Source organism: Chryseobacterium sp. HNCC26DJ239 (assembly GCF_057180445.1).
Genome location: NZ_JBXUGJ010000007.1, coordinates 201,419 through 227,088 on the forward strand (window position 1 = coordinate 201,419; position 25,670 = coordinate 227,088).

General features: G+C 32.7%; 28 protein-coding genes. 19 read left to right on the forward strand and 9 right to left on the reverse strand.

Translation table 11 applies throughout. The features are described from left to right. The first annotated feature begins 130 nt into the window (after positions 1 to 130). The 15 genes from AC2A1D_RS16040 to AC2A1D_RS16110 all read left to right on the forward strand — a co-directional run bounded on the left by AC2A1D_RS16040 (position 131) and on the right by AC2A1D_RS16110 (position 15,404). On the forward strand, positions 131 to 1,705 hold the full coding sequence (locus AC2A1D_RS16040; RefSeq protein WP_484044583.1) for a helix-turn-helix domain-containing protein: 1,575 nt from the start codon (positions 131 to 133) through the stop codon (positions 1,703 to 1,705). A 138-nt stretch (positions 1,706 to 1,843) separates the two neighbouring features. After that, the gene (locus tag AC2A1D_RS16045) at positions 1,844 to 2,461 is read left to right on the forward strand and encodes a hypothetical protein (RefSeq protein WP_484044584.1); all 618 of its coding nucleotides are present in this window, start codon (positions 1,844 to 1,846) and stop codon (positions 2,459 to 2,461) included. Positions 2,462 to 2,518: 57 nt separating this feature from the next. After that, the gene (locus tag AC2A1D_RS16050) at positions 2,519 to 3,481 is read left to right on the forward strand and encodes a hypothetical protein (RefSeq protein WP_484044585.1); all 963 of its coding nucleotides are present in this window, start codon (positions 2,519 to 2,521) and stop codon (positions 3,479 to 3,481) included. Positions 3,482 to 3,575: 94 nt separating this feature from the next. Further along, the gene (locus tag AC2A1D_RS16055) at positions 3,576 to 4,001 is read left to right on the forward strand and encodes a transposase (protein ID WP_484044586.1); all 426 of its coding nucleotides are present in this window, start codon (positions 3,576 to 3,578) and stop codon (positions 3,999 to 4,001) included. Positions 4,002 to 4,007: 6 nt separating this feature from the next. Then, complete coding sequence (locus AC2A1D_RS16060; protein WP_484044587.1) at positions 4,008 to 4,439, forward strand: hypothetical protein; 432 nt, start codon at positions 4,008 to 4,010, stop codon at positions 4,437 to 4,439. Continuing rightward, positions 4,432 to 4,605, forward strand: a complete 174-nt coding sequence (locus AC2A1D_RS16065; RefSeq protein WP_484044588.1) for a hypothetical protein — start codon at positions 4,432 to 4,434, stop codon at positions 4,603 to 4,605. Before AC2A1D_RS16060 ends, AC2A1D_RS16065 begins: the two co-directional genes overlap by 8 nt. 423 nt (positions 4,606 to 5,028) lie before the next feature. After that, positions 5,029 to 5,640, forward strand: coding sequence for an RteC domain-containing protein (locus tag AC2A1D_RS16070; protein ID WP_484044589.1), 612 nt, complete (start codon positions 5,029 to 5,031; stop codon positions 5,638 to 5,640). Positions 5,641 to 5,752: 112 nt separating this feature from the next. Continuing rightward, entirely contained in the window at positions 5,753 to 6,010 is a 258-nt protein-coding gene (locus AC2A1D_RS16075; protein ID WP_050378347.1) for a helix-turn-helix domain-containing protein, read from the forward strand. A gap of 58 nt (positions 6,011 to 6,068) precedes the next feature. Next, positions 6,069 to 6,956, forward strand: coding sequence for a transcriptional regulator (locus AC2A1D_RS16080; RefSeq protein ID WP_484044591.1), 888 nt, complete (start codon positions 6,069 to 6,071; stop codon positions 6,954 to 6,956). Beyond that, entirely contained in the window at positions 6,919 to 7,560 is a 642-nt protein-coding gene (locus AC2A1D_RS16085) for a P-loop NTPase family protein (protein ID WP_484044592.1), read from the forward strand. Before AC2A1D_RS16080 ends, AC2A1D_RS16085 begins: the two co-directional genes overlap by 38 nt. A 55-nt stretch (positions 7,561 to 7,615) precedes the next feature. Further along, complete coding sequence (locus AC2A1D_RS16090) at positions 7,616 to 9,793, forward strand: ATP-binding protein (protein ID WP_484044593.1); 2,178 nt, start codon at positions 7,616 to 7,618, stop codon at positions 9,791 to 9,793. Between the two features lie 5 nt (positions 9,794 to 9,798). Beyond that, entirely contained in the window at positions 9,799 to 10,476 is a 678-nt protein-coding gene (locus AC2A1D_RS16095) for a hypothetical protein (protein WP_484044594.1), read from the forward strand. Beyond that, on the forward strand, positions 10,457 to 11,101 hold the full coding sequence (locus AC2A1D_RS16100) for an HNH endonuclease (RefSeq protein ID WP_484044595.1): 645 nt from the start codon (positions 10,457 to 10,459) through the stop codon (positions 11,099 to 11,101). Before AC2A1D_RS16095 ends, AC2A1D_RS16100 begins: the two co-directional genes overlap by 20 nt. After that, the gene (locus AC2A1D_RS16105) at positions 11,101 to 12,669 is read left to right on the forward strand and encodes an Eco57I restriction-modification methylase domain-containing protein (protein WP_484044596.1); all 1,569 of its coding nucleotides are present in this window, start codon (positions 11,101 to 11,103) and stop codon (positions 12,667 to 12,669) included. The genes AC2A1D_RS16100 and AC2A1D_RS16105 overlap by 1 nt, the downstream gene beginning before the upstream one ends. 2 nt (positions 12,670 to 12,671) lie before the next feature. Next, the gene (locus tag AC2A1D_RS16110) at positions 12,672 to 15,404 is read left to right on the forward strand and encodes a hypothetical protein (RefSeq protein WP_484044597.1); all 2,733 of its coding nucleotides are present in this window, start codon (positions 12,672 to 12,674) and stop codon (positions 15,402 to 15,404) included. Between the two features lie 452 nt (positions 15,405 to 15,856). Here the strand turns inward: AC2A1D_RS16110 and AC2A1D_RS16115 are convergent, their stop codons facing one another. Beyond that, positions 15,857 to 16,501 (reverse strand): hypothetical protein, encoded by a 645-nt coding sequence (locus AC2A1D_RS16115; protein ID WP_484044598.1) that lies wholly within the window; start codon positions 16,499 to 16,501, stop codon positions 15,857 to 15,859. 282 nt (positions 16,502 to 16,783) lie between these two features. On the opposite strand from AC2A1D_RS16115, the gene AC2A1D_RS16120 reads away from it, so the two are divergent. Together AC2A1D_RS16120 and AC2A1D_RS16125 are read left to right on the forward strand one after the other, a co-directional pair. Then, positions 16,784 to 17,209, forward strand: a complete 426-nt coding sequence (locus tag AC2A1D_RS16120) for a DUF6943 family protein (RefSeq protein WP_484044599.1) — start codon at positions 16,784 to 16,786, stop codon at positions 17,207 to 17,209. A 124-nt stretch (positions 17,210 to 17,333) separates the two neighbouring features. Further along, positions 17,334 to 17,468, forward strand: coding sequence for a hypothetical protein (locus tag AC2A1D_RS16125; protein WP_484044600.1), 135 nt, complete (start codon positions 17,334 to 17,336; stop codon positions 17,466 to 17,468). Between the two features lie 71 nt (positions 17,469 to 17,539). Here AC2A1D_RS16125 and AC2A1D_RS16130 read toward each other — a convergent pair whose 3' ends face one another. From AC2A1D_RS16130 to AC2A1D_RS16145, 4 genes are read right to left on the reverse strand one after another with little or no spacing between them, the layout of a single operon-like run. Continuing rightward, positions 17,540 to 17,731: a hypothetical protein gene (locus AC2A1D_RS16130; RefSeq protein ID WP_484044601.1), complete on the reverse strand. Its 192-nt coding sequence runs from the start codon at positions 17,729 to 17,731 to the stop codon at positions 17,540 to 17,542. Positions 17,732 to 17,776: 45 nt separating this feature from the next. Continuing rightward, on the reverse strand, positions 17,777 to 17,989 hold the full coding sequence (locus AC2A1D_RS16135) for a hypothetical protein (protein ID WP_484044602.1): 213 nt from the start codon (positions 17,987 to 17,989) through the stop codon (positions 17,777 to 17,779). Positions 17,990 to 17,992: 3 nt separating this feature from the next. Continuing rightward, positions 17,993 to 18,388, reverse strand: coding sequence for a DUF5675 family protein (locus AC2A1D_RS16140; RefSeq protein ID WP_484044603.1), 396 nt, complete (start codon positions 18,386 to 18,388; stop codon positions 17,993 to 17,995). Between the two features lie 12 nt (positions 18,389 to 18,400). Continuing rightward, the gene (locus tag AC2A1D_RS16145) at positions 18,401 to 19,156 is read right to left on the reverse strand and encodes a hypothetical protein (protein ID WP_484044604.1); all 756 of its coding nucleotides are present in this window, start codon (positions 19,154 to 19,156) and stop codon (positions 18,401 to 18,403) included. 820 nt (positions 19,157 to 19,976) lie between these two features. Between AC2A1D_RS16145 and AC2A1D_RS16150 the strand changes: the two genes are divergently transcribed. Further along, complete coding sequence (locus AC2A1D_RS16150) at positions 19,977 to 21,005, forward strand: L,D-transpeptidase (protein WP_484044605.1); 1,029 nt, start codon at positions 19,977 to 19,979, stop codon at positions 21,003 to 21,005. Here AC2A1D_RS16150 and AC2A1D_RS16155 read toward each other — a convergent pair. The 3 genes from AC2A1D_RS16155 to AC2A1D_RS16165 form a co-directional block, all read right to left on the reverse strand. After that, complete coding sequence (locus tag AC2A1D_RS16155; RefSeq protein WP_484044606.1) at positions 20,984 to 21,526, reverse strand: hypothetical protein; 543 nt, start codon at positions 21,524 to 21,526, stop codon at positions 20,984 to 20,986. The two genes, AC2A1D_RS16150 and AC2A1D_RS16155, sit on opposite strands and share 22 nt — an antisense overlap. 1 nt (position 21,527) lies before the next feature. Beyond that, positions 21,528 to 22,850: a PDZ domain-containing protein gene (locus AC2A1D_RS16160; RefSeq protein ID WP_484044607.1), complete on the reverse strand. Its 1,323-nt coding sequence runs from the start codon at positions 22,848 to 22,850 to the stop codon at positions 21,528 to 21,530. 78 nt (positions 22,851 to 22,928) lie between these two features. Next, positions 22,929 to 23,567, reverse strand: a complete 639-nt coding sequence (locus AC2A1D_RS16165; protein ID WP_484044608.1) for an alpha/beta hydrolase — start codon at positions 23,565 to 23,567, stop codon at positions 22,929 to 22,931. A 189-nt stretch (positions 23,568 to 23,756) separates the two neighbouring features. On the opposite strand from AC2A1D_RS16165, the gene AC2A1D_RS16170 reads away from it, so the two are divergent. Beyond that, a complete protein-coding gene (locus AC2A1D_RS16170) occupies positions 23,757 to 24,212 on the forward strand; it encodes a hypothetical protein (protein ID WP_484044609.1) in 456 nt (151 codons plus the stop codon). 58 nt (positions 24,213 to 24,270) lie between these two features. On the opposite strand, the gene tyrS is transcribed toward AC2A1D_RS16170, so the two are convergent. Further along, positions 24,271 to 25,563 (reverse strand): tyrosine--tRNA ligase, encoded by a 1,293-nt coding sequence (tyrS, locus tag AC2A1D_RS16175; protein ID WP_484044610.1) that lies wholly within the window; start codon positions 25,561 to 25,563, stop codon positions 24,271 to 24,273. Positions 25,564 to 25,670: the final 107 nt, after the last annotated feature.

The following is a 25,670-nucleotide window of genomic DNA, read 5'->3' on the forward strand; positions in this document are numbered from 1 at the left end:
CTTTGATATGTTAAATTATCCCATTATGAATTAAGATAAAGTATCATTATCCGATATTCGGACATTATATTATTTGAATCATATATTGCAATAGTTGTTTTTTGTAAAATCTAATTAAAAGTAAAAAAGTATGATGAGAGCATTATTTTTTTTAATATTTATTTCGAACAATAGTTTTTCACAAATAAAAGATTCACACGTTCCTGTACGACATATAAACAAAACGATAAAAGAGGTAATTTATGAAAATCATTTTATAGAAGATCGCGAAATTTATAAAGTTGAAATGCAAATAAAAAAATTTGCAAAAAATACAGATGAGCTTTCAAACGCCTATTATTGTTTGGCAGATGTTCTTCTTAAACAAGCTAATTACAGTGATGCTGTTTTTATGTTCAAAAAAGTGGATTCCCTTACAATCCTTACCAATAATGATGGTGATAGAATAATGGCAAATATGTTTTTGGCTGCAACTTATAATAAATTAATGCTCGTAAAGCAGTCGGAGGAACGTTTTGCAATTGCTGAAAAGCTTATCAAAAAACTCAATATTCCTGATGCTACAATGCAGCTTATAGACCAACAGAGCTCTCTTCTTGAAGAAAATTTGAAATGGTGTGAAGCCCTACCTGTAAAAAAAAGCTTGGTAGATTATTTTGAAAACAAAAAGGAAGAACGGTACAAAATCAATCTTGCAATAATCTATTCTCAACTTGCCTACATTGCACTAAAGTGTGATAACAATCTGGCTAAGGCAAAAATGTATTTACTTAAATACGAAGAAATATTTAGTCACTATACTGAAGAGAAAAATAATCTTCTTCCTCAATATTATATAGACAAAGGAATTGTTTCTGCGGAGGAAAATGAAATGAAAAAAGCCAAGTATTGGTTTGAACTTGCCTACCAAACTGCGGAATCTAGGAAATTGGAAACGCTTCGTTTACGTTGTATGGAGGAGCAGATAAAATATGGTTTTCTTGACAACACATCCAAAAAAGCATATTTAGAGGCATATCTATTAAAGAAAAATGAACTAAAGAAGCATGCTGAAAAGGTCATTGCTTACGAACAAAATTTACTTTTAAATAAAGAACAAGAAAAAACAAGAAAATATGCACTGTACATAGTCATAGTAGCAATAATATTCCTGTCTACTATTGTATTTTATCATAGAACTAAACAAAACCGATTAAAAAAACGTTTTGAACAAATTATCAGTAATATTAGGCAAGAAAAAGAGGCACACAAAAACAATGGTATTTTTACTGAAAATGAAAGTCTGGACGGAAACAAAAATCATACAGTGCAGTCCGATTTCAAAACCATAATGTCTGAGGAAAAAGAAAAAGAACTTTTACAAAAAATTGAAGATTTTGAAAAAACAGAGCTATTCACAGACGAAAAATTTACGATGGGAAAATTTGCTTCAGTTTTGGAATCCAATGCAAAATATATCAATTACGTTTTACAAAAATACAAAGGACACACATTCAGTGATTATCTTAATGAGTTGCGTATAAAATTTATTGTAAATAAACTGATTGAAAAACCCGAGTATTTAAATTATAAAATCAGCTATCTGGCTAAAATATCAGGATTTACTTCTCACAGCCGTTTTACTTATATTTTCAAAAATGTACTCAATATTTCGCCTTCGGAGTTCATTTCGCAGTTAAACAGGCAAAATAAAAATGGATTATAAAAAACAAAAGGATATATGTATATTATTGAATATCAAATTGTAGCAAAATAAATTTTTCTACTATCCGAGATACTGACAGGCTGTTGTTAGGATAAGCACAGCCTGAAAAATACTTTTGCTCAGTCAAAAAATAACTGAGTGAAAAGTAAATATGAATATGATGACTACTTCAGAGTAAATGGAACTTCCCATTTTTTAAGTATAGTTATTGCATTACTTTTCATCCCTCATTTGTTCTTGTCGCAAATCTATATTTCCAAAGATATCAGGGTTTTTGATTCTGGCAACATTTTAAAGGTATCTCAAAATTCTCGAAATGAAAAAGCGGGTATTTATATCATTGAGGGTACTCTTACTTCCGGTCTCAAAAACCAGTCTTCGGTTGTCACTAAGATCAGCTACTACAAAACCAACAAGACAAGCCCTCTTCTTGCAAAGAGAAAAACATACGATTCTATAAACACAAAGAAGACTGTAAGCGGGCGAGAAGAAACACAGAAACAGCAATCGCTCGTTTACAAGCCTTTAAACAATCAAAACAGTTTTTCTTTTTCAAACGGAAACGCAAATTCGGTTGTTTCCTCAGCTCCGAATTTTTCTGCAAAAAAGGATGGGATTATAACAAAATTTGAAATCGAAATTTCATCAGCTCTTTTGTCTAAAAATCATAAAACGCTTTTTTCTGAAAACGAAAATTTGATAGTGCAGTCAACAGCCCACAAGGTTAGACCGCCTCCATCTTTTTACTTTAACTAAAAAACAAATCATAATTATAATTACAGTTAATAAACATAAATAACAAAAAATAAAAAAATGAAAAAACATAATTTATTGCTCGCGGCATTAATGGTAAACGTTATGGCTTTCGCCCAAGTCGGAATCAACACAGAAAATCCTCAGGGTATTTTTAATATAGATGGAGGAAAAGACAATCCTACTACGGGAACTGGACATACAGCGGCACAACAGCTGAATGATTTTACAGTTCTTGCAAGTGGATACGTGGGAATTGGAACAACTGTACCAACACAAAAATTAGAAATTCAAACAGGAGGAACTGCCACAACTCCTGTTACAGGCTTCAAATTAGCAGATGGAAACCAAGCAACGGGATATGTATTAACTACAGATGCTGCCGGTGTCGGAACCTGGAAGCCGGCAGGGAATATAACGTATAAGTTAGGAACGCATATCGCAAATAATTTCGTTAACATTCCTTTTGTAGGCAAAACTGCAAACGATTGGTATAGTACAGGGAGTTACATCACATTGGCGCCGGGTATTTGGAAAGTGGACATTAACCAATTACTGGGTGGCTATGTGAATGGTAGTGATTTTCTAACTGCTGACGAGTGGATGTGGTTCAGGTTCTCCTTTACCGATGATGCCTCGTGGGGAGCTACTCCTATAGGAGCTGTTAATGCCAATACACCTCTTGATCCTAACAGGCCTTCTCATCCGCTAAGTGCTCTTACTGCTGATTTTATAACTCTAGATTTTACTAATGGAACTGTAATTTCATCCGGACCGCAATATGTATCCACCAACTATGACGGCCCCAGAATAGCTTCTCCAACAAGATATGCAGTAGCAAACGGGACATTTCTAATAAGAAATAATACTAATGCTCCTAAAACATATTATCTGTGTGCAAACCCTTATAATGCTAAAACAGCAACTGCTGCCGGCCATCCAGATTTCTTTTTCAGAAATGTAGGCGCATCTAACTGGGGTGAAAACAGAATTATGGCCTCGTATATTACTCTTACCAATTAGAAAAACACAAATTCTTTATATACTCAAACCTCACGGGTTTAAAAACCTGTGAGGTTTTTCGTTAAAAAAACAATCCATAAATATTCTAAAATTTATGATTTTCAAAGACATCCACATAGGACAAATGATTGAAAAAATAGTTGCAGAAAGCGGGATAGAAATATCCCGCCTCTGTAATTTTATGAAATGTACAGAAAAAGAAATTGCAAAAATGTACAATTCAGAAAATCTTCCCACCGATGTCCTTCTCAAATGGAGCAAAATCTTAGAATATGATTTTTTTAGAATCTATACCCAACATCTCATTTTGTATGCACCTCCTTCTGCCGAAACAAAAACAGTAAAAAAAGCCAACAAAAAAATCACTTTTCCTCAGTTTAGAAAAAACATTTATACCAAAGAAATCATCGATTTTATTTTAGAACAAATTGAAACCAAACAAAAAACAATAAAACAAGTCATTGAAGAATACAAAATCCCGAAAACAACACTTTATAAATGGATTAGCAAGTACAAATAAAGTCAAATGAAGATTGAACATTACAAAACCCTATATCTCATAGCAGGTTTGGTTTTAGGGAGTACACTTTCACTTTTCATTCTCATTACCATCAGTGTAAAATACAAGTGGCTTATTTCAGTCTTTGCAATACTTACGGTTTATCTCCTAGCAAAATTATACAAAGTCCGAAATCTAAAAATAGAAGTAAACCAATACCTAATTTCCATCAAAAGCTGGCATCCGTTATGGGGAAACCCAAAAATTCCATCATTAGAACTCCCATTAGCAAAAATCTGTAGTTATGTAACTGTAGGCAACATTTTTAGCAAGACATTAATTCTTACGATTAGAGGCAAAAAAGGAACAAAAAAACAATACTACAAATTGGGGTATATTTCTACATCTACCCAAAAGCAACTCAATACAAAACTTAAAATCATTGACAAAAATGCCTGATTACAAAAACATTTTCAAAGACATTCTATCTCAAAAATACCCGGAAAAGACAAGAAAGTGTTTAGGAATTTTAAATAAACCCCATCTAACAGCCATTGACATTCTCAAACTAAATCAAATGATTTTTGAAGGTACTACTAACAAACTCCCAGAAGAAAGCAATTAAAAATACCGCTCCTATAGCAAGACAGATATTTTACAGATCTTAGATTATCAGCAAAAACACAAATTCAATAATAGTCAGTTGGCAAGGCATTTTAAGCTGAGTAGAAATACGGTCTCTAAATGGAAGAAGACATTTTTGGTTTGATTGAAGGAGGCTTTTGCCTCCTTTTCTTATGAAAAATTATAATGATAAATCGTACAAACACCTTATTACAAAATCTTAACGAACAGCTTCGTTTCATAGACTTGGAAACAGACGATATGGTCCTCAAAAGCGAGAAAGCTATAGAGATTTGCATAGAATCTATAAACAAAGTAAAAAAAGTTCATTTCAAAATATAATTTCAAATCGCAGCAGGAAGAAATCTCTTTTTTTAAAGAGGTCAAACCACAATTCACCTCCAAAAGAATCTATTACAATTCCGTGTATAAGATTGAGACTAAAAAGCCTTATGGAGGCGTACGTATTGTAAAAAAGTATTACAACAATGAGTTGACAAAACTCAAACGCTTTTTTGATAATAATCTCGATTTCTACAAATACTACCGAACAGGTAGCACTTATCTGGATTACAAATATTTTCTCCGCGGAACGTTTGATATTAAACAGAGTTTAGATAGTTTCTATTTCGAAGCAGATTTGGACTTTTGTACTTCCCACGACTTCAAAGTGGCAAAAATTCTGGCAAACGACCTCATTCAGGTGTACTTAGAAGACCAGCTTTTTAACCTGGACAGAAAAGAAAACAGAAGTCAGTCAGAAGTTCTGCCAAAATCTGCAGTATATTGGACAGGAACCAAAGTATCACTCATAGAATTACTTTATGCCTTAAATGCCTCAGGAGTGCTTAACCACGGACAATTAGAGCTTAATGCAACGGTAGATTTATTTGAGAAAATGTTTAATGTAGATCTTGGGCAATATCACAGAAGTTTCCTCGAGTTGCGGGAAAGGAAAAATGCAAGAACAAAATTTTTGGATTTTTTGAAAGAAGTTCTGATACGAAAAATGGATGATGCTGATGAACTCCCATAAATAATAGGTTTTACATTTTTTTAATAAAAATCTCACAGAACTTCGGTAACCCTTCTGAAAAAGTTTCCCACAAAACATACAATTTTGAAGCCATAATCTTAAAACTAAAATTATGGCAGTCAGCATCATCACCAAAGAAGATCTTCAGGAATTCAAAACCGAATTGCTGGAAGAAATTAAAAGTTTGTTCCATATCAAAACTACTGAACAAAAGTTGTGGCTTCGCTCTTCAGAAGTCAAAGCACTTCTGAAAATTTCCTCAGGAACTCTGCAAAACCTCCGTATAAATGGAACATTACGATATTCCAAAGTTGGCGGAACAATCTACTACAACTATCAGGACATTGAAAAACTTTTCAACGAAAAATAATGTCATTCCAAGGAACAAGGAATCCCCATCACCGATCAACCTAAAACCATCAACTAAAATGAATTACATTCGCCACCTCACAGGTTTCTACGACAAAATCCAGCAGGACGAACGCCTGAACCCAACACATATCAGTTTGTATTTAGCATTATTTCAGTTCTGGAATATCAACCATTTTCAGAATCCAATAAGCATTTCCCGAAACGAAATGATGAGGTTAAGCAAAATCTCAGCCTTAGGAACGTATCACAAATGCATCAAAGAACTTCAAAACTTTGGCTATATCGAATACATTCCATCCTTTAATCCATATAAAGGAAGTCTGGTAAACCTTTACAATTTTGAAAATTCAGAAGTTCAGAATCTGAACAAAAGGAATACTAAAAAACGTACAACCATTAAACAAGAAATGAACAACTCTCGTATCAAAATCGAAACAGGTAATAGACAAGCATTAATACCTTCTATAAACAATACAAACATATCAAACAATAAAACTATTGTAAACCCACCCGAAACTGTTATTGCGAGAAATGAAGCAAAGCGAAATGACGAAGCAATCTCAGGTTCTCACATTGCCATTCCGAAAATAGTACACCAAAATGAGGAATCCCAATCAACTGACAACCATCAACTAACAACCAAATTTTGCCCACCTCACATCTCTGAAATCAAAATGTATTTCGCAGAAAAAGAAGCATCACAGGAAGAGGCTGAAAAATTCTTTAATCATTACGAAAGCAACGGCTGGTTAGTCGGCGGAAAATCTAAAATGAAAAACTGGCAGGCAGCCGCAAGAAATTGGTTGTTGAATTCCAAAAAATTTAATGTCATTGCAAGCGAAGCGAAGCAATCTGCTATTCAGAACTCAACGAAAAATCTCACCACAACAAAAAATACCAACCTAAATGCAACTACCGAGAAAAGTTATCGAGAGCCGTTATGATTACACAAAAGTCATTCCCTGGTTCCGAAGAAAAGCATCAAAATTTATCGGCAAAGAATATATTATTTCAGAATCCGAAAAAGGAATTGTGTTCGCTCTTTTAGCGTGGATGCTAAAAGATGATTTAGTAGCAAAAGAAATGAACTTTGACCTCAATAAAGGAATTTTGTTGTCTGGACCAATTGGCTGCGGAAAAACAACATTATTCAAAATTTTGCGACATTGCAATTTACCCGTAGCAAAATATGGTATTGTTTCAACGCGTCATATTGTTTCGGAATTTATGCAGTCCGGTTATGAGATTTTAGAAAAATATTCCAATGGAAACCTTAGTCACGACATCAGAACCCCAAAATCTTATTGCTTCGACGATCTTGGCACAGAAACCACCTCCAAATATTTCGGCAACGATTGCAACGTAATGGCAGAAATCCTTTTGACACGCTATGATCTTTTTGTAGAAAAAGGAATCATTACCCACCTCACGACCAATCTCTCCGCCACAGAAATCGAATCCCAATACGGCAACCGCCTCCGTTCAAGAATGCGTGAAATGTTTAATTTGTTTGGATATGAGGAAAACTCGGAGGATAAGAGAAAATAAATGTAGTAATTATCTATAAAAACATTAAATTTGATATCAACAAATCTAACTAATAATGCAAAAAAAATTCACTATAGATGCTCGTGCACTTATTCATTTAGGAAGAGAAAGTATTAAAAATCATACTACGGCCTTAATTGAATTAGTTAAAAATTCATATGATGCCGATGCTAATGTTGTGGAAGTTGAAATTCATAATAGCACTGAAGAAGGATTTATAAGAGTTGTCGATGATGGTGATGGTATGACAGAGGATGATATTGATACAAAATGGCTAAGAATTGGATTTTCTCATAAAAAAACTGAAAAGTCATCGAGTAAAAAAAACAGAAGGAAGACAGGAGAAAAAGGTATAGGACGATTATCAGCAGATAGATTAGGTGAAATACTCGAAATCAAAACTAAAACTAATGATACAGATATTTATGGTTTAAGAATTGATTGGGAGAGCTTTAATCAAGATGGTTTAGAAATCTCCGAAATTCCTATTGATGTCTTGAATAATCCAACTATTACATTGCCAGTTTATAAGAAACAGGAAACAGGTACGGAAATGCTCATTTATAAGTTGAGAGAGAATTGGACACAGGAAAATATTGAGAATTTGTATAATGAGCTATCTATTTTGACATCGCCTTTTGCAGAGGTCGAAGACTTTGAAATATACCTGACAAATGATGTAGCTTTAGAATTTAATGGAAAAATTAAGCCACCTGATGAAGTAAGGCCGGAAATTGAAATTGAATTAGATTATGACGGGAAATCTTATGACTTAATATATTCGATTAAAGACAGATTCAGTGAAGCTGAATTTGTCGATGTTATTAGTTGGCAAAATTTAATGCAAAAAGTTATCGATCCATTTAATTATGCTTTTACAGATAAATTGTTATGTGGACCTGTTAAAATTAAATTATTACTTTATCCAAGAACTAAAGCACTGGCTGAAGGTACCGATTTTACTCTTACTGAATTGAGGGAGTATGTGAATAAAAATGTAGGTGTAAAGATTTACAGAGATAATATTAGTGTAAAACCATATGGTTATTCAAATGTTCAATATGGAGGCGATTGGTTAGGTATTGCTGAGAGGCATTCAAGAAATCCTGCTGGAGTAGATAGAGAAGATTATCGTGTTTTAGCTAATCAACTTGTGGGCGCTATCTTTATTGGAAGAGATGAGAACTCATCATTGACTGATAGTGCTTCGAGAGAAGGTTTGGTAGAAAATGATGCATTTTATGATTTGAGAGCATTAACTTTAGGTGCTTTGTCTCTTTTAGAAAACAGAAGACATAAAATTTATAAAGAGCAAAAAGGTAAAGCGCCAGCAAGAACACCATCAGAGAAATCAGATCAATTCAAGAGCGAATTAGATATAATAAAAAAAGATGTAGATACAATAAAAAGTAGTGAGAATGTTCCTGATGAGATTAAAGAAGCATTTGGTAATATTGAAAAGTTTATTGATTTATCACAAGAAACTTCTGAAACTCTTGTAGAAGTATTAAGTCATAACAGAGTGCTCTCTGGTTTGGCAACTTTGGGAATTGCATCTGCTGTATTTGCACACGAAACTCAAACCGCAATTACAGAATTTAATAGTGCTGCTATAGTTGCAAGAGACTATTTAGAATTTCCTGATGAAATGGAAACTGTTAAATCTGAACTTTCAAAAGCCATAAACTATGGTGAACAAGTTTCAAGTTGGGGAGCTTTTGCTCTTACTCGTGTACAAACGGAAAAACGTAAAAAAGAAACAAAGCCAATTAATAATATAATTGAAAGAATTACCAAGGATCTTAAAAAAGTTTTTGAAGCGGTTGGTATTGTTATTAATAAAGATATTGCTGAAATTAAAGCAAAAGTATTCCCTATGGACATCGAGTCTATATTACTTAATGTTTTAACAAATGCTTACACAGCTTGTTTACAAAATACTGCTGATAATAGAATAATTTCTATTACTCTCAAAGAAGAATCAAGAAGTAATATTGATGGATTTTTTATTAAAATTTCCAATTCTGGACCACCTATAGACGAAAGTTTATTAGATTGGATTTGGAAACCACTTAATACTCTGAAAAAAGATTCAACAGGAAAAGAAATAGGAACAGGCTTAGGACTTTTTATAGTGAAATCAACAATAGATTCTCTGAAGGGGAATTGTGAGGTAAATAACAATTTAGAAACAAGAATGGTAGATTTTAATTTTTGGATTCCATTAAAATAATAAATATGGCAGGAATTTGCATAATAGATGATCGCGTAGATATCAGAGGAACTCTTGAAAATAAAATTCGTTTTGTACTAAAAAAGAAACAGCTTGATTGGACTATTATTAGCCAAGATCCTTTTCTTGATAAAACAGAATATTTAAATTTTATAAATGAAACAGATATTGGAGTTTTGATTTTAGATGAAAGACTTCACGAATCTGGCACCGGCCAACAAAGTGTAAATTACAATGGAAGTGATTTAGTTAAATTTTTAAGGCAATATCTAAAAAATTTCCCCATTTATTCTATAACTAGTTATCACGAAGATGATGAATTGGAAAATCAGTTTAGCCAATTTGATGAAATTATTGCAAGAGAAGCTTTTTACTCAAAAGCGGAAGAATATGTAGAACGATTTGTTAGAGCTGGCCAGCGTTTCTTGGATGATCACAGCACACAATTACTTAAACTTTCTGAGCTATCAGAACTAATTGCTAAGGGAACTGCAACAGAAGATAATTTAAAGGAATTGAGGATTGTTCAGGAAAGTTTGAATATTCCCTTTAGTGATTATGGTTATCCACATAAAGAATCTTGGTTACAGGATTATGAGAAAAACATTTCAGATTTAGCAAAGCTTAGTGATGAAATTGAAAACTTCTTAAAAGATAAAAGCGATGTGGAAAAGAATTCCTAAAGAGGTCTCAATTGCTCCAACTTCGGGTATGTATTCTGATTGGAAGCCTAATTTATCTGTAGAAGGTTACCATCAGTGTGTGTATTGTTTTATTGGCGAACCTCATTTTGGAGGTATCAGAAATTTTCACGTTGAGCATTATAGACCAAAAAAGAAATTTGTAGATCTGACAAATGATTATAAAAATCTTTTCTATGCTTGCTCTATCTGCAATACATTTAAATCTGAAGATTGGCCAAATGAACCTAATACAGATTACGACATTGCATTTTATCCTAATCCATCTTTAGTAGATTATGGGGAAATATTTCAAATTAATACTACTACATTTTACGTAGAAGGTAAAAACTTCACTGCAAAATATTTAGTAAACAAACTATTTTTGAATAGAAGACAGTTAGTTGTTTATAGAAAGGTTAATTTTGCGGACGATAAATATAAATTAGAAATTGAACGGGTAAAAAAAATAAAAGAGACACTTTTTCAAAAGATTTCTGCAACAGATAATATTCAGAATTGTGTTGATTATCTGAGAAAATATGAATTACTTTTAAATAAACTTGAAGAAACTTATAGAAAAAAAGACTCTACAATGCCTTATACCCGCGCTGATATAACAAGATAGTGAATAATAAAAAATATACAGGATCCTATTATACACCTCCATACTTAGCCAAATTTATAACTAGAAGAGTAATCGAAAGTTTACAATCTGAGAAGTTAGAAATATTAGAGCCTAGCGTGGGGGACGGTTCTTTTATATCTGAATTGGTAGGTCTTTTTGAAAAAAAAATTTCATTAACAGCATTAGATATTAATAATGAAGAGCTAAAAAAGGCGGCTACAAAATGGAAGAGCACAAAAGGTTTTTTTAATTTAAATTTTCTAGATTTTAGAACTGCAAAAAGATTTTCCGCCGTTCTGGGAAACCCCCCTTATATAAAAAAGAAATTATTACAAGAAGAAGATTTATTAAAAATAAAAGAGATACATCTTCAAGAAAGGTTATCTGAAAATTCGGTTAATAATATCTGGACTTCTTTCATATTAAAATCTTGCAATCTGTTAAAAAAAGATGGCATTATTGCTTTTGTTCTTCCATCAGAGTTATTACAGGTCAAGTATGCGAAAGAAATTCGTGAGTATTTAATAAATAAATTTGACAGAATTGAAATTTTTACATTCAATGATTTAATGTTCGAATGTAAAGGCCAGGATACTATTGTACTCATTGGATATTTATCCCATAATGAGAGAGGTCAGTTTTTTACAAATATTGAATCCCAAGATCAATTAATAAACAATGATTTTATTCTTCAGAGAAATGAACTTTTAGTTGAGAATGACACAAAATGGTCTCACCATTTTTTAAATGAAGATGAATTAGATTTTTTACTAGAATTAAAACAGAGATTAAATCCAATTGTTTATTATGCTGATTCTAAGCCGGGTATCGTAACAGCTGCAAATAATTTCTTTATTATTAATGAAGAAACTGAAATCAGATATAATTTACATCAATATACTCATCCTATAATTCAAAGAGGTTTATTTGTTAATGGAAGTGTAACTTTTGATAATGATGATTATGAAAATCTTACATTAAAGAAGCTTCCGAATAAATTTCTTTTAATTAATAATAATGATGATATAACAGAAGATTTACAGTCTTACTTAAATATAGGTGAGCAACTCAATATTCACAAAAGATATAAATGTTCTATAAGAAATAAATGGTTTGTTGTTCCCAATGTATCTACAGTTCCGGAAGCTTTCTTTTTTAAACGCGCACATCTTTACCCTAAATTATTAAAAAATAATGCAAACGTTTATGTGACAGATTCAGCTTATAAAATAGAAATGAGAAATGATTTCAATGTAAATAGCTTTATTTTCTCCTTTTACAATTCATTAACATTATTATTTGCAGAATTGGAGGGTCGCTATTACGGAGGTGGAGTTTTAGAATTAATTCCTAGTGAGTTTAAAAAGTTACCCTTACCATATACAAACATCCCTGAAAATGATTTTGAGAGATTTGTTAAAAACTTTGAAAATAAATCTTCAATAGAAGACATTTTAAATAGATATAATTTTCAAATACTAAATGGAACCTTAGGTTTAAATGCAGAAGAAATTGAAAATATCGAGAAAATTAGACTGAAACTGGTTAATAAAAGAACACGAAAATAATTGTGAATTTTACCACTGGCGAAACTCCTAAAAGATTAACACCAAAGGCCGAAACTATTAGATTGTTGTTGGCCAAATCAGGTAATCAATGTGGATTTGATTCTTGTACAGAGGTAATATTTAATGATTCTAATCAATTGATTGCAGAATGTTGTCATATTGAAGCGGCTTTACCAGAGGGTGAAAGATTTAATCCAAATCAAACAAATGAAGAGAGAAGATCTTTTGATAATTTAATTTTTTTATGTCATAAACATCATATAGAGACAGACGATACTAATATTTATACAGTTCCTGTTTTAAAAGAATTAAAATCTCGACATCATAAAAAATTCTCAGAAAGAGAAATTATTGTAAACCCTAATCATATAGATACTATTATGGACAAATTCAATGAGCTTGTTCATAATATTACCGAAACATTTAATACAGTAAAGAGAATTGAGAGTAAACAAAACGAATTGATAAATAAATTGAATGAGAAAATTAATCCGGAATTCCATTTACGTATTAATGAATTTTATGATCCACCGGTTACCATTAATTTTGTTGGTAGAGAAGAAGAAATATCTAAGATTGAATCTAATTTTGAAAAGTATAATACATTCATCATTCAAGGTGTCTCGGGAATAGGAAAGTCCACTTTCACGGCTAACTATATAAACCAAGTAAAGGAATTTGAAACACTTTGGATAGATTATGAGGCTATTAATAATAAGGAAATTTTCTTCATAACAATTTCGAAATTTTTAATTCAGAAATTCAATGATTATTCTTTTGAAAAATGTCTTCAGAATGGTGATGAAAAGATTATTTATAGAACTTTAATTTATTCTCTCAATGCACATAAAATCTGTATTGTTTTTGATGCCCTAAATATATTAGACGATTCTTTTTTAGAGATTATAAATCTTTTTAATCAGTATTTAAAGTCCTCTAAAATAGTAATTACTAGCACCTTATTTCTATCCAATCAGAAATGGGTAAACCCTACCTTAAATTTATCGTTAAAAGGACTTTCCATTGATGCATTTCAAAAAATGTCAAAACAGTATTTGAATGACGATATGAATTTAGAGGATTTAAGAAAACTGTTTTTATTATCAGGAGGGCATCCATATTTACTGAAAATTGCTTCATCAGAAATTAATTTTCAATCTATAGAAAGATTTTTTTCAAATTTTAAAACCGGTACCAAAAATGAATTTGAAAACTATATTTTATCCAAAGTCATTTCTGATATAAACGAGGAAGAAAGTAAAGTTATACAATATGCTTTAATATTAGATGTACCTTTTCAGTTAGATATAGAAGATTATATCACAGATATTTCTTTTATTTCAACCTTAAAATCTTTGCAGGAGAAATTTATAATAGAGAAGTTGAATAATAATTCATTTGTTATTTCAGATTTTTTAAAGCCTACATTAGCACATATATATAGGGAAGAAACTACAAATGAATATATTTATAATGTTATAGATTATTTAAAATCTAAAAACAATGCTTCAGTAATTGAACTTTTTTCTTTAGTCAAATTATTATTAAAAGCTAAATTATATAGTTCTGCTAATAATGAGTTTTATGATTTGATATCAAAATTGATGAGAGAAGGTCATTTCAATTTAACAGCATCATTGATAAATCAACTTTTAGATTTTGATTATGTTGTTAGATCTTGGCCAGTTCCCTTATATGTTTTAGGTAGAGTTTATAGAATTCAGCAGGAATATGAAAAGGCTCTGAAAATTTATAATGAGGGGATAATTATTGCTTCAGACTCATTTCTTTATTCAAATTTTCTTTTTGAAAAAGCGAGTGTACTTTCTTATCTCTCAGATATTAAAGAAATTGATGAATATAGAGAAGCAGCAAAGAGTATTTATGAAACCTTAAGTACATCACAAAATTTAACTACTTCTATACAGAGCAGGGTAGCATTGGCAAGACTTCTTACAAAAGAAAATCTACCTATTGACGCTATATTTATAATAAATGATATTATTAAAAATAATAATATAACAGACTTTGACCCCTATGTTCGAGCACAAATTTGGCATTGTTTAGGAGATGCGTATAGGAAAAAGAATGAATATAAGAAAGCATTTGAGTCATTTGATATAAGCATAGATTATTATAAAGAAGCAATTGAAAAAAATGGTATGAATGCTTTTGAAGGTTTGTATAATCTGTACTTAGGTTATGGACAAACTTATTCTGATGGTAAAGATTATACATCGGCAGCAGAAATGTTTGGAATAAATGTTTCTCTTGCAGATAATTTTGGCCTTTTAAACAAATATGAGAGAACATTGTGTGATTATGGTTATCACTTAGTTTTATCAGAGCAATTTGGTTTGGCGATAAATATTCTGGGAGAATATTATGATATCATTGCAAGTAGAGAAGATATTGCCGAGCTACCTTTTATTTATGGATGTCTATTGTTTTCTTTCTGGTATAATGATTTGTTCCTTGAAGCGATTGAATTTTTAGGTTTATATGTCAATGCTTGTACAGTCAACGATGAGCGTCCATTGGTTACGGTTATAGAAAGAATTAAAGAAGGAGAAAAATTAGATTTGATAGAGATATTTAAAAAAGGAATGAAGGTCTTGGTAATTCCTGATGAATATTCTATTTCAGATTTTCAGTCTTGGATGAATGAAGTGATTGAAAAAATTCCTCAACTTCAAGCACCTTTAAATAATTTTTTAATGTTTAGAAAAGACTAATTCTCCGCCTTTCCACAGCAAGTAACATAATCAAAATTATACTCACAGCAGCAACAAGACGTTGCCCTCCACTCCGCAAGCTGCGTTACTGGCAAAGCCCTCAGTGCCTATAATTTGGGATTATGTTAAATGCTTTCCTTGCAACGGGCACAGCCCTTTTGCGCCATCGCCTTGCCAACGCTTTTTCCCACCCACCCATTTTCATAGGATGCACAAAAAAGATGCAGACGTTTGGTCTTTTGCCAATCATTGCAGTCGCTTCATAGGTGAAACATTTTAGAAAAAATAAAAAAATGTTCCGCCTATTCAGCCACTTCCACTCACGCGCATAGCAGTATTCCTATCGTCATACAGCTATCTTTCCAGCCGCTTATCACGATTAGTTATCATAAAATATTTAGTGATAATTGACCTATTCGGGAAGCATCTTTTTGTGCGGACTTGTTTACCCGTTAGAAATCACGTTTTCTTCCCAGAATTAAATCGTCAATTTCAAAATCAAATTTTTCATACTCATCTCTAAAAGAAATTTGTCCTTCAAATAAAGCTTTTTCAACTGCAAATTCCCTGTATCGATTGAGTATTCCACCTTCCAAGAAAACATTGATAGAGCTTTTATTATTATCAACAGTATATTCAACATCTTTCACCCAAAATCTTGTCCATCCTATTTTTGCTTTAACAAAAAAAAATTCAAAAGATTCATAAACTCTTGGAACTGCCGGCAGTTTCATTGAGAAGTAACAATAACTATCATAATAACGTATGTGGAGTTCCAGCTGAATCCCGGATTCAGTATAAAATAATTCAGGATTATTCTCATTAAGATTAAGAATTCCCTCATAGATTTCCTGTAACCATTTTGAAACCTTAACAGAAGGATATCCACTCATTTTAGAAATTTGTGTAATATTGAGATTGTCAGTTGACTTACAATAATCCTTTTCCAGAATCCATTTCAGAAAATCATTATAGGATTTTCCATTATCCTGAGACAGTAACATTTCGGACCATTTGGGCATATTCTGCAGACAATGCAAATACTCCTGGGTTGAAGCCTTGTGAATAAATTTTGGACGTTCTTTTTTCTTGGGCATTTTCTTTTAAAGTTAGTGAAACAGCTAGTACACAAAAAATAAAAAAAGCAAAGCAAGTTAGGAGGCTTCCTAGTCCAGCCGCCATATTGTGTAAAGGTCAAGCACTTCGTGTTTTTGCAAAAAGATTTTTTTGTAAAGAACTTACAAAAAAACTTTTTCCAAAAAACCTTGACACAATTCCCCGCCTCCTGTCAAAGGGCTTTCTTTTTTTCTTTTTTTTCGGTTTTTTCTTGGTTTTCTTTTAAAAATATTTCGGCGGAGCATCAATTTAAATCCCGAATTATGCTCAATTTCACAGTACGCACGTACAATCCTGAAAAAGGAACGCCTGAAAATTCAATTTTCATATTGTCAAGAGGAAGAAACGCAGGAAAACCACTTTTTGAACCCTGTCCAAACTGTTTTATTCTGTATTGCAGGAATGAAACCGAAAAAGAAAACCTGTACTGGATATTTTATACTCTTTGGAAAAACGGATTTTTCCATCCGTATCTTTGCGGAAGTATAATTGATATGCTTCGACTTTCAGAACTCAAAAAAGTCCTTCAAAATTGGATTATTCCAAGCTTTTCAAAAATGGAACAAAATGGAAAAATTCTGCAGGACATCAAAGCGGTCTATCAACTCGAACAGCATTATTCCAAACAATTGAATCAACTTGCAGAACTCCGTACTGTTCTAGTACAGAAATACTATTACAACCTTTAAAAAAGTGCCTTCCGATTCGGAAGGTACTTTTTTGTTTTTTAGATATAAATTGCAATAAAATAATCCAATATTAAAATACTATTTTGTAAATTTATATAATAAATAACCATTAAAATTTTACATTATGGCTCTTAAACCAGGACCCAAAAGAATTGCAGACTCAACTGGAAAACCAGACAGACGACAAAGGGATAATAAAGAAACTCCCGGCAATACACCTTCATTAAAACCACCGAAAAGACAGGAAGGTAAAAAGTAATTTTCAATTAATAACCTAAAAAGCCTCTCAAAAATTTGAGAGGCTCATTTGTTCCAAAGTCACCACAACTTTTATTTCCGGAACTTGTTTTTTATGTTTCTGATAAGAAATTTGACTAATAATGTTGCCACAAAACTTGAAACTCCACCAACTGCAGCTAATAAAACCGTCTTGATGAGGTCTTCGGTTTGGATATTAACAAATATAGTTAACATCGTTCCAAAAGCCGTACTTACTTTTGTTGAGTTATCCACGTAATTCATAACAAAATAGTTTAAAATTAACAGTGATACTGATAAATAGGAGCATTAATCATCTCTATGTATTGCCGTCTGGCTAATTGCTGAAGCAATTCCGCCAGCAACAGCGAGGTATCCGGCAACGGTTACAACAATCGCAGGAAGAGTAACCGGAGCTGTGGCAATAACTCCACTAACAGCCGTCAGCACCAAACCAATATTTCTTATCGTTTTAAAGAACTTCGGAGTCGGTTCCTGAATTCTTTCAATTACTTTTTTCATTGATTACTTTTTAATAATTAATTCAATCACAAACCCTTTTTCCAGGTACTGAAAAATGACTTCTTTCAATCGTTCAAAGGCAATCCTTGAACGGATTCCTTTTCCTTCTCCAGTTAGTTCCGAAACCGGAGCAATACATCCATTTAGTTCTTTCAGAGCATCATTAGCAGTATGAAACAAGATCAAATCCCTGTTTTTAACATTCATCACTTCTAAATGCCATTTGAATTTTGGACTGAAACGCTTTCTGACTTTGTAAATTCCTTCAGGAATGCAGGAGATTCTTCTCTGGTTTTCTTTCCAGGGCAATTCAATCGTTTTACAGATTTCTTTGCCGTTAAAAGATAAAGTCCCATTGGTTCCTGAAGAAAAATACTGTCTTTTTAATACCAATTTCATATTGAAACCAGATTACAATCCAACCACATCAATGAGTTTCAACGCATTGAAAGCCCCATTTTTCAATGAATACTTTTCGCCATTTACTTCCTGATAAAATTCCACTCCTAAAGCCAAAAACAGTGGTTTTGTAGAGTCTGCGGTCAGCTGTAAAGGAATGTCGATAGCAGCCGTTAAAGTATTATCCCAGGGGAAGATTACAGTTTCACCGGTTGGAGCAACATAACTTTCGTTTTCGAAATCGATTTCCATTGCGGCAGCTGTTAATTTGAAATGAGTTGTTCCTCCTGGTGCTGCTATCATATTTGCCGGAACAAAAGGATCAAAAGTAACACCTGCTTCGCCTGTTGTTCTGTCCAATATTTTCACCCAAGGGGCGTAGATAGTATTCCCTAATTTTCCATTAGCATTGAAATCAAACCCGATTAAAAGCTCTGCTTCACCGTCAATTACATTTCTTTGACCTCTCGGATTGGTAGCATCCATTTGAATGACTTTTACCATTTCTTTAGTCAGTCGGCTTACCATTCTGCTGTCATTCACATTCTGCAAAAGCTGTCGGATAGAATTTCGGAGCACTTTTCCTGCTTTCCCTGCACGCCCGAATTCCGCACCGTTTTCTCTGGTTCTTTGAAACGCAGGATCATTTGCAATTCTTTCTGCTGGGATTCCGCCTTTCTCTCTGGCTAAATAGCCGTCTTTGGACTTATAGAAGGTAATCCCACCAATCGTTCCGTCTAATTTTATAATACTTCTTTGTCTTGCCATTTTCTTAAATTTTAAAAAATTAATTTTAGAATGATGAGGTTCATTCTTTTAAACCTTAGTGAATTCACACCACAAAATTTGACAATCAAAAAGAGTAAAACAAGTTTGCGTGCCGATACAGACCGTTTTTGCCGAATAGGGAATAAGTTTCCATTTGAGGAAGAAAAAGAATTATTTTACATTTGCAGAGTCACCGCATAATCAGTATAGCAACTCCTAACCAAAAGCAAGGATAGAGTATGAAAGAGAGAATGCAGAGACTTTGTATTTACCCGAAAGATGTCCAGAGAATTACTGGGCGTAGTGAACGCTATAGTCGTAACCTCATCTGTAAAATTATGCAGGAATTAAATAAGAAAGAGCACCAGTTTCTAACTGTTTCAGAGTTTTGTATCTACACCGGCATTGATGAAGAAAAAGTAAAGGAAATTATTAAAGATTAACCTAACTATTTGTTGCATAAGTAAGCGAATTTTATTAAATTTGAATACTCACAAGATGCTACAAATAGTAATAAAATAAGAGGGGGAAAATTAGGAGTCTTTAAAATGGCAACCTTTGTTAAATACCATAAATAAAGGTTATTTCAAAAATTAATAAGTCCCGTCCGGATCGCAAAACCTGTTTCTTTGGAAGCAGGTTTTTTTATTTTCTAGATATTGTATTTTCATTCTTGGAAAACAATTAATGAGATTTTTTAATTACTATTTTTTTATTAAAAACATTGATTTAAAGCACTCTAAAATATTTTCTCTAAATTTTTTTATCAATTAAAAATTAAGGTCTGAATTTTGTATTTTTAGTACAGAAATCATTATGTATGAAAAAATTACTCAATTCTAAATTTTTAGTTTATTTCCTTTCGCTTAGTACCGTTTTATATTCTTGTACAAAAGAAAAAGTTGAAGACGTTTCAGAACCTAAACAACAAGAGCAGATTATTGAAGATATTGCAGAAGTTGCTAAAGATCCAGATTCTGTGGTTGTAGAACCAGTAAAAGAATCTGTTGCTCCCGTTATTCAAGAAAATGGTTTCTATTCTGGTATTGTCTTCCCGAAAGATAAAAAGCTTAGAGATTCTTTATATTCAGAATTTGAGAAAAAATATACAGCGCAAGAGCGATACACTATTTTAGCATTGAACAGGTTGGATGCTAAAAACAGAAGAAACGCAGATACTTTGGTAATTCCTGCCGAGATAGATAGTACCTTGATGTCTTACTCGCCATTTCCTATTCAGTTGGATGTATTGAGTAAAGTAAAGAAATTTGTGATTTTTTCATATCCAATTCAAGCCTATGGAGTATATTCTAACGGTAATCTAGTGAAATGGGGCCCAACAAGTATGGGAAAGAAATCTGCACAAACCACAAGAGGTCTTACTTTTGCCAACTGGAAAAAAAAGTTAGCAACTTCTACCGTAAAAAGTGAATGGAAGTTGCCGTACAATTTCAATATTCATAATTTAGGCGGAATTGGGTGGCATGAGTATGATCTTCCGGGTTATCCTGCTTCACATTCTTGTTTGCGTTTGCTAAGAAAAGACGCAATGTGGCTGTATTCTTACGCAGATACTTGGATTTTGAATCCTGGAGGTGCTACAACAAAAGCAAAAGGAACCCCCGTAATGGTTTTTGGTGATTACCAATGGGGTGGACAAAAGCCTTGGAGAAAATTACTTACCGACCCAAATGCCAATAATATTTCTGTGCAAGAAATGGAAAAACTTCTCAGTCCTTTAGTTGAAAAAATGTTGAAAGAACAAACCAACCGTGAACAAGTTGCCGATTCTATTGCCCAATCTAAAGCTTTAGAAGCTCAGAAAATTCAGACTTCTGGAGATAATTGATTTTCGGTTTCGAAAGGTAGTGTAGATTCTTCTGCAAAAGTTCGCAGTTTTATCATTTCATCTTTTCCTTTAAATTGGCCATATCTTGCTGCAGCATAGGTAAGAGCAATCATTAAAAGCATTGCAAATGATGCTTCAAGCGCCCAAGGATATTCGTGGCTGTCGATTTGCCTTTCTACATAAAACATGGTAAAGAAAGTCATCCACGCAACCGGAAAGAAAAAATAGAGAAACATAAAGAAAGTCCATACCGCAGAACTTGGTCCAAAAACACCACGAACTGCGGTTTTTTCATCCTCAATCTCAATTCTGAGTGCCAATTGTGGCTTCCAGTAATCATCTTCCTGCGTTTTTACCCATATTGTGGCTACTTCTTTGTTAATATTCCCTGTAAATTCGGTAGAATGTGCAGCTAAATATTCTTTCAAATTAGCGGCATATTCTTCTTTAGATAAAGCCGTAAACATTTTAAATCTCGGCCTATTTCGTATTTTGTCTAATGTGCTTTCTTCAGTTTTCATATTACTCTTGATAAGGGATTGGATCTTCTAATACAAAACGAATCGTCATTTTTTTAAACTTTCTTTGAATGTCTAGTTCTATCGTTCTGCCTTCTTCAGATTTCATCAAATCATTAATTTTTTGAAGTGTCATATCTGAAGTTTTTTTACCATTAATCATAATAAGAACGTCATCTTTTTGCAAGCCTGCAAGTGCGCCTGGTGAATCTTTTCTTACTCCCGCAATAGAAAAAATGGGTTTTAAAACAAATTTGTATTGCAGTGCATTGTTGATAACTTCTGTTCCTTGTTGGTTGGGGTTTTTCTTGGTTTCAACGGGCATTAAGTCTTGTTCCCACTGCAAACCATCTTGTTTGAAATCTAGCCCACTCATATTAAAATGAAATGGATCATCAAAATTTCGGTTTTTTCTGAGGTAAATTTTTTGATTTTTATAATCAAATGCCACTGTAAACCGTCGTAAAATTTCGCTTCCAATGGAGCCTTTTCTATCTTGTACCAAATTAAGATGTTGTATAGAGTATTCATCGGGCATTGCGGTTAAAGGTTTTTCAAAAGCAAATTTTCCGATGTATAAATGGTGTATTCTACTTCTTTTTCCGTAAACATCTCCATTGAAGCCTCTTCCCAGATAATCATCAATATTGGGACGGTTATAGACAAAGTCTTTTATCAGTTTTGGAAAAAGCCAAATCGCATCTGTATTTCCTAAATCGAGCAACAGTTTTGAGGGCTTTCTTTCCTTTGTCATTTCTACATCTGCTTCTAAGTATGGCTTATATTTTTCAATAGTGATCGGGAACTGCTCAAATTTTTTTGTTTTAGATTGAAAGTTTTGCGAGTCAGAGTACACAATCATTTTTTTTGCTTCATAATCTATTACAATTTGATGGTCTTTAAAGAAATGATAACCGATGATGCCATTCACAGGAATACCGATGTGCGAGGAAATGTTAAATTCCGGATCGGAAATGATATAAAAAGCAAAACTCTTATTCACGAAGTTTTTACCAATTTTGGCAACATTATTTTCTGATTTGAAACCTTCAATACTTCCGCTTGAGCCTAAACCAGTGAAAGTCATTTTTTCGAGATTACTAAGTGTTAAATTTTTATCTTCTAGGCTGAAAATGGTCGTTTCGTGCACTCCGCTATCCACAAAAAACGTGAGATCCACGCCATTTACTTCAATTTGAATGAAAATTAAATTATTAATAAGCTTAAAGGGAATGCTTAGTTTTTTGCCATCTTGTATCTCAAAAGCGTTTTGAGCATTAGAAAAAATGCTTATGAACAGAGCGAAAAAGAGGGAAACAACTTTCATTTACTGAATTTAATAAAAAAAACACTTCCCTTCACGGAAAATGTTTTAGTTATTGTGCAATAAATTTTTTTGGTGAAATTATTTAGAAAAAAAATCCATCAAATCGATATAATTTTTTTGGTTTACACCATGTCCGTTCATATATTCTCTAAAGCTGAAATAGCAGCTCAAGTCGTATAATAATTCTGAAGCTTTGGTGCTCCAATCCAAAGGAATAATGGCGTCATCTGTTCCATGAGAGATAAAAAATCTAAGATTTTCTAGCTTTTTCTTTTCACGAACGATATTTTTCAAAAGTTTTTCTTCGGGGTATGCACTCATGATCGCAACTTTATTGAAAAGTTCTGGATTTTGCAGGGCTAAAGCATAAGAAAGAATACCTCCTTGGCTAAAACCACAAAGATGAACCTTCGCATCGGTAAGGCCATAATTATTAATAATCGCCAAAATATTTTGAAGAATTATTGAAACCGCTTCTTCTGCTTGTGGAATTTCTATGAAATTTTCTGGATTTTGAAAATCAATATCAAACCAAGAATATCCTTCAAATTCTGTAGTTTTTGGAGCTCTGAAGCTTACCAAAATCCAGTCTTTTGGAAGATCTTCTCTAAAACTAAATAAATCTTGCTCATTACTTCCGTAGCCGTGAAGCATAAAAAGAATGGGAGTTGAAGAGGTAATTTCCTCTGGCTCTCTTACTAAATAGTCTAAATTCATAAAGCAAAGATATACAATAATTCATTTTTAAATAGCAAATGGCTAAGCAAAGGTGGTGGTTTTGATAAATAAAATTTAGTTTTGATAAATTGATATGTTTTGATGGCCATTCTTGGAAATTTTTCATAAAAGTTATTTTTATATTGATAAAAAACTTATATTTGACTCATTAAAAATTTATCTGGAGAAATGAAGCATTTTTACACATCTAAAAGTTTACTTAAGTTTTCTTTTTTATTCTTACTAGTTTTATCAGTATTTTCTTTAACAACATCTTGTAAAAACGACGACGATGATGAAGGTTTTACCGATCATTTGGTTCGTTTTGAAGTTGTAGGCGTAAGAGGTGGTGCAGCTGGAAGTACAGCAAAAGTACAACTTAAGACGATTGTTACTCAAGTTGGAACTAGCCAGAACACTATGTTTGATCCTGTAAAGCCAGATGTTGAAACTTGGTCTAGCCAGGAAATGTTTGTAAATTCAAGCCAAGCGCAGCTTAATCTTGATGCCAATGCAATTTGCCCGAACGGAGATTCTAAACTTACAGTTAATATCTATGTAGATGGTGAAGTTGCAGCAACCAATACTGTTATCGGATCTGGTAACAAAACTGTTTCTGTAGATTTCAGTTTCTTAGAATTATAATAAAAGCTTTTCGCTTATCAATAAAAAAACCGCCGATTGGCGGTTTTTTCGTTTTATCTTATATTGCTTTTACAATAAAGTAGCTTTTCTTTCCTTTTTGAAGGAGTAGAAATTTACCATCAATTAAGTCTGTTTCAGAAGCAGAGTATTGATCGTTTACTTTCTGCTTGTTTACAGAAATTGCATTTCCTTTTAATTCTCTTGTTGCTTCACTTTTAGATTTTAAAAATCCTGAGTTTGAAAGTAAATCTATAATGTTTAATCCTAAAACTTCAGCTTTTGTAATTTCTGTTTGAGGTACTCCATCAAAAACTTCCAAGAAAGTTTCTTCATCAAGACTTACCAAATCTTCTGCTGTAGATCTCCCGAAAAGAATTTCAGAAGCTTTCAATGCTTTTTCGTATTCTTCCCTACCATGAACCCAAACCGTTACTTCTTCAGCCAATTTTTTCTGAAGTTTTCTTTCGTGTGGAGCTGTTTTATGGTCTTCAATTAATGTTTCAATTTCTTCTATAGGTAAAAAAGTATAAAATTTAATGAATCTTTCAGCGTCAACATCGGTTGCGTTCAACCAGAATTGGTAAAATTTATAAGGTGAAGTTTTCTTTTTGTCTAGCCAATAATTTTCTCCAGCTTCAGATTTTCCAAATTTAGAACCATCTGCTTTTGTAATTAAAGGAACCGTTAAAGCAAACGCTTCTCCTTGTGCTTTTCTTCTGATTAATTCTGTTCCTGTAGTGATATTTCCCCATTGGTCAGAACCTCCCATTTGAAGTTTTACACCGTTATTTTGGTATAAATGTAAAAAATCGTAACCTTGAATTAATTGGTAAGTGAATTCAGTAAAACTCATTCCTTCTGCTCCCGATTCGCCAGAAAATCTTTTCTTCACAGAATCTTTTGCCATCATGTAGTTTACCGTAATATTTTTCCCTACATTTTTTGCAAAATCCAGGAAAGAAATATTTTTCATCCAGTCGTAATTGTTTACCAATTCTGCTTTATTTGGCTCCGTTCCTGTGAAATCTAAGAATCTAGAAAGTTGGTTTTTCAAGCAGTCTACATAATGAAGTAGAGTAGCTTCGTCCAAAAGATTTCTTTCAGCAGATTTTCCAGAAGGATCCCCAATCATTCCTGTAGCACCACCAACTAAAGCAATAGGTTTGTGACCGTGCTGCTGAAAATGAGCCAAAATTTTGATCTGAATTAAACTTCCGATATGCAAAGAATCTGCGGTAGGATCGAACCCGATATAGGCTGTAGTCAGTTCTTTATCAAGTTGTTCATCCGTTCCCGGCATCATGTCTGCAAAAAGACCGCGCCATTTCAGTTCTTCAATAAAAGAGTTCATTATTTTTCAGTTTAAAATTAATGGGCAAAGATAGGAAATTCAGTTGATTTGTGATGAGAGAAAGGAGGTTAGACTTTCGCGTTTCGAGATTTACGATCCGAGTTCAT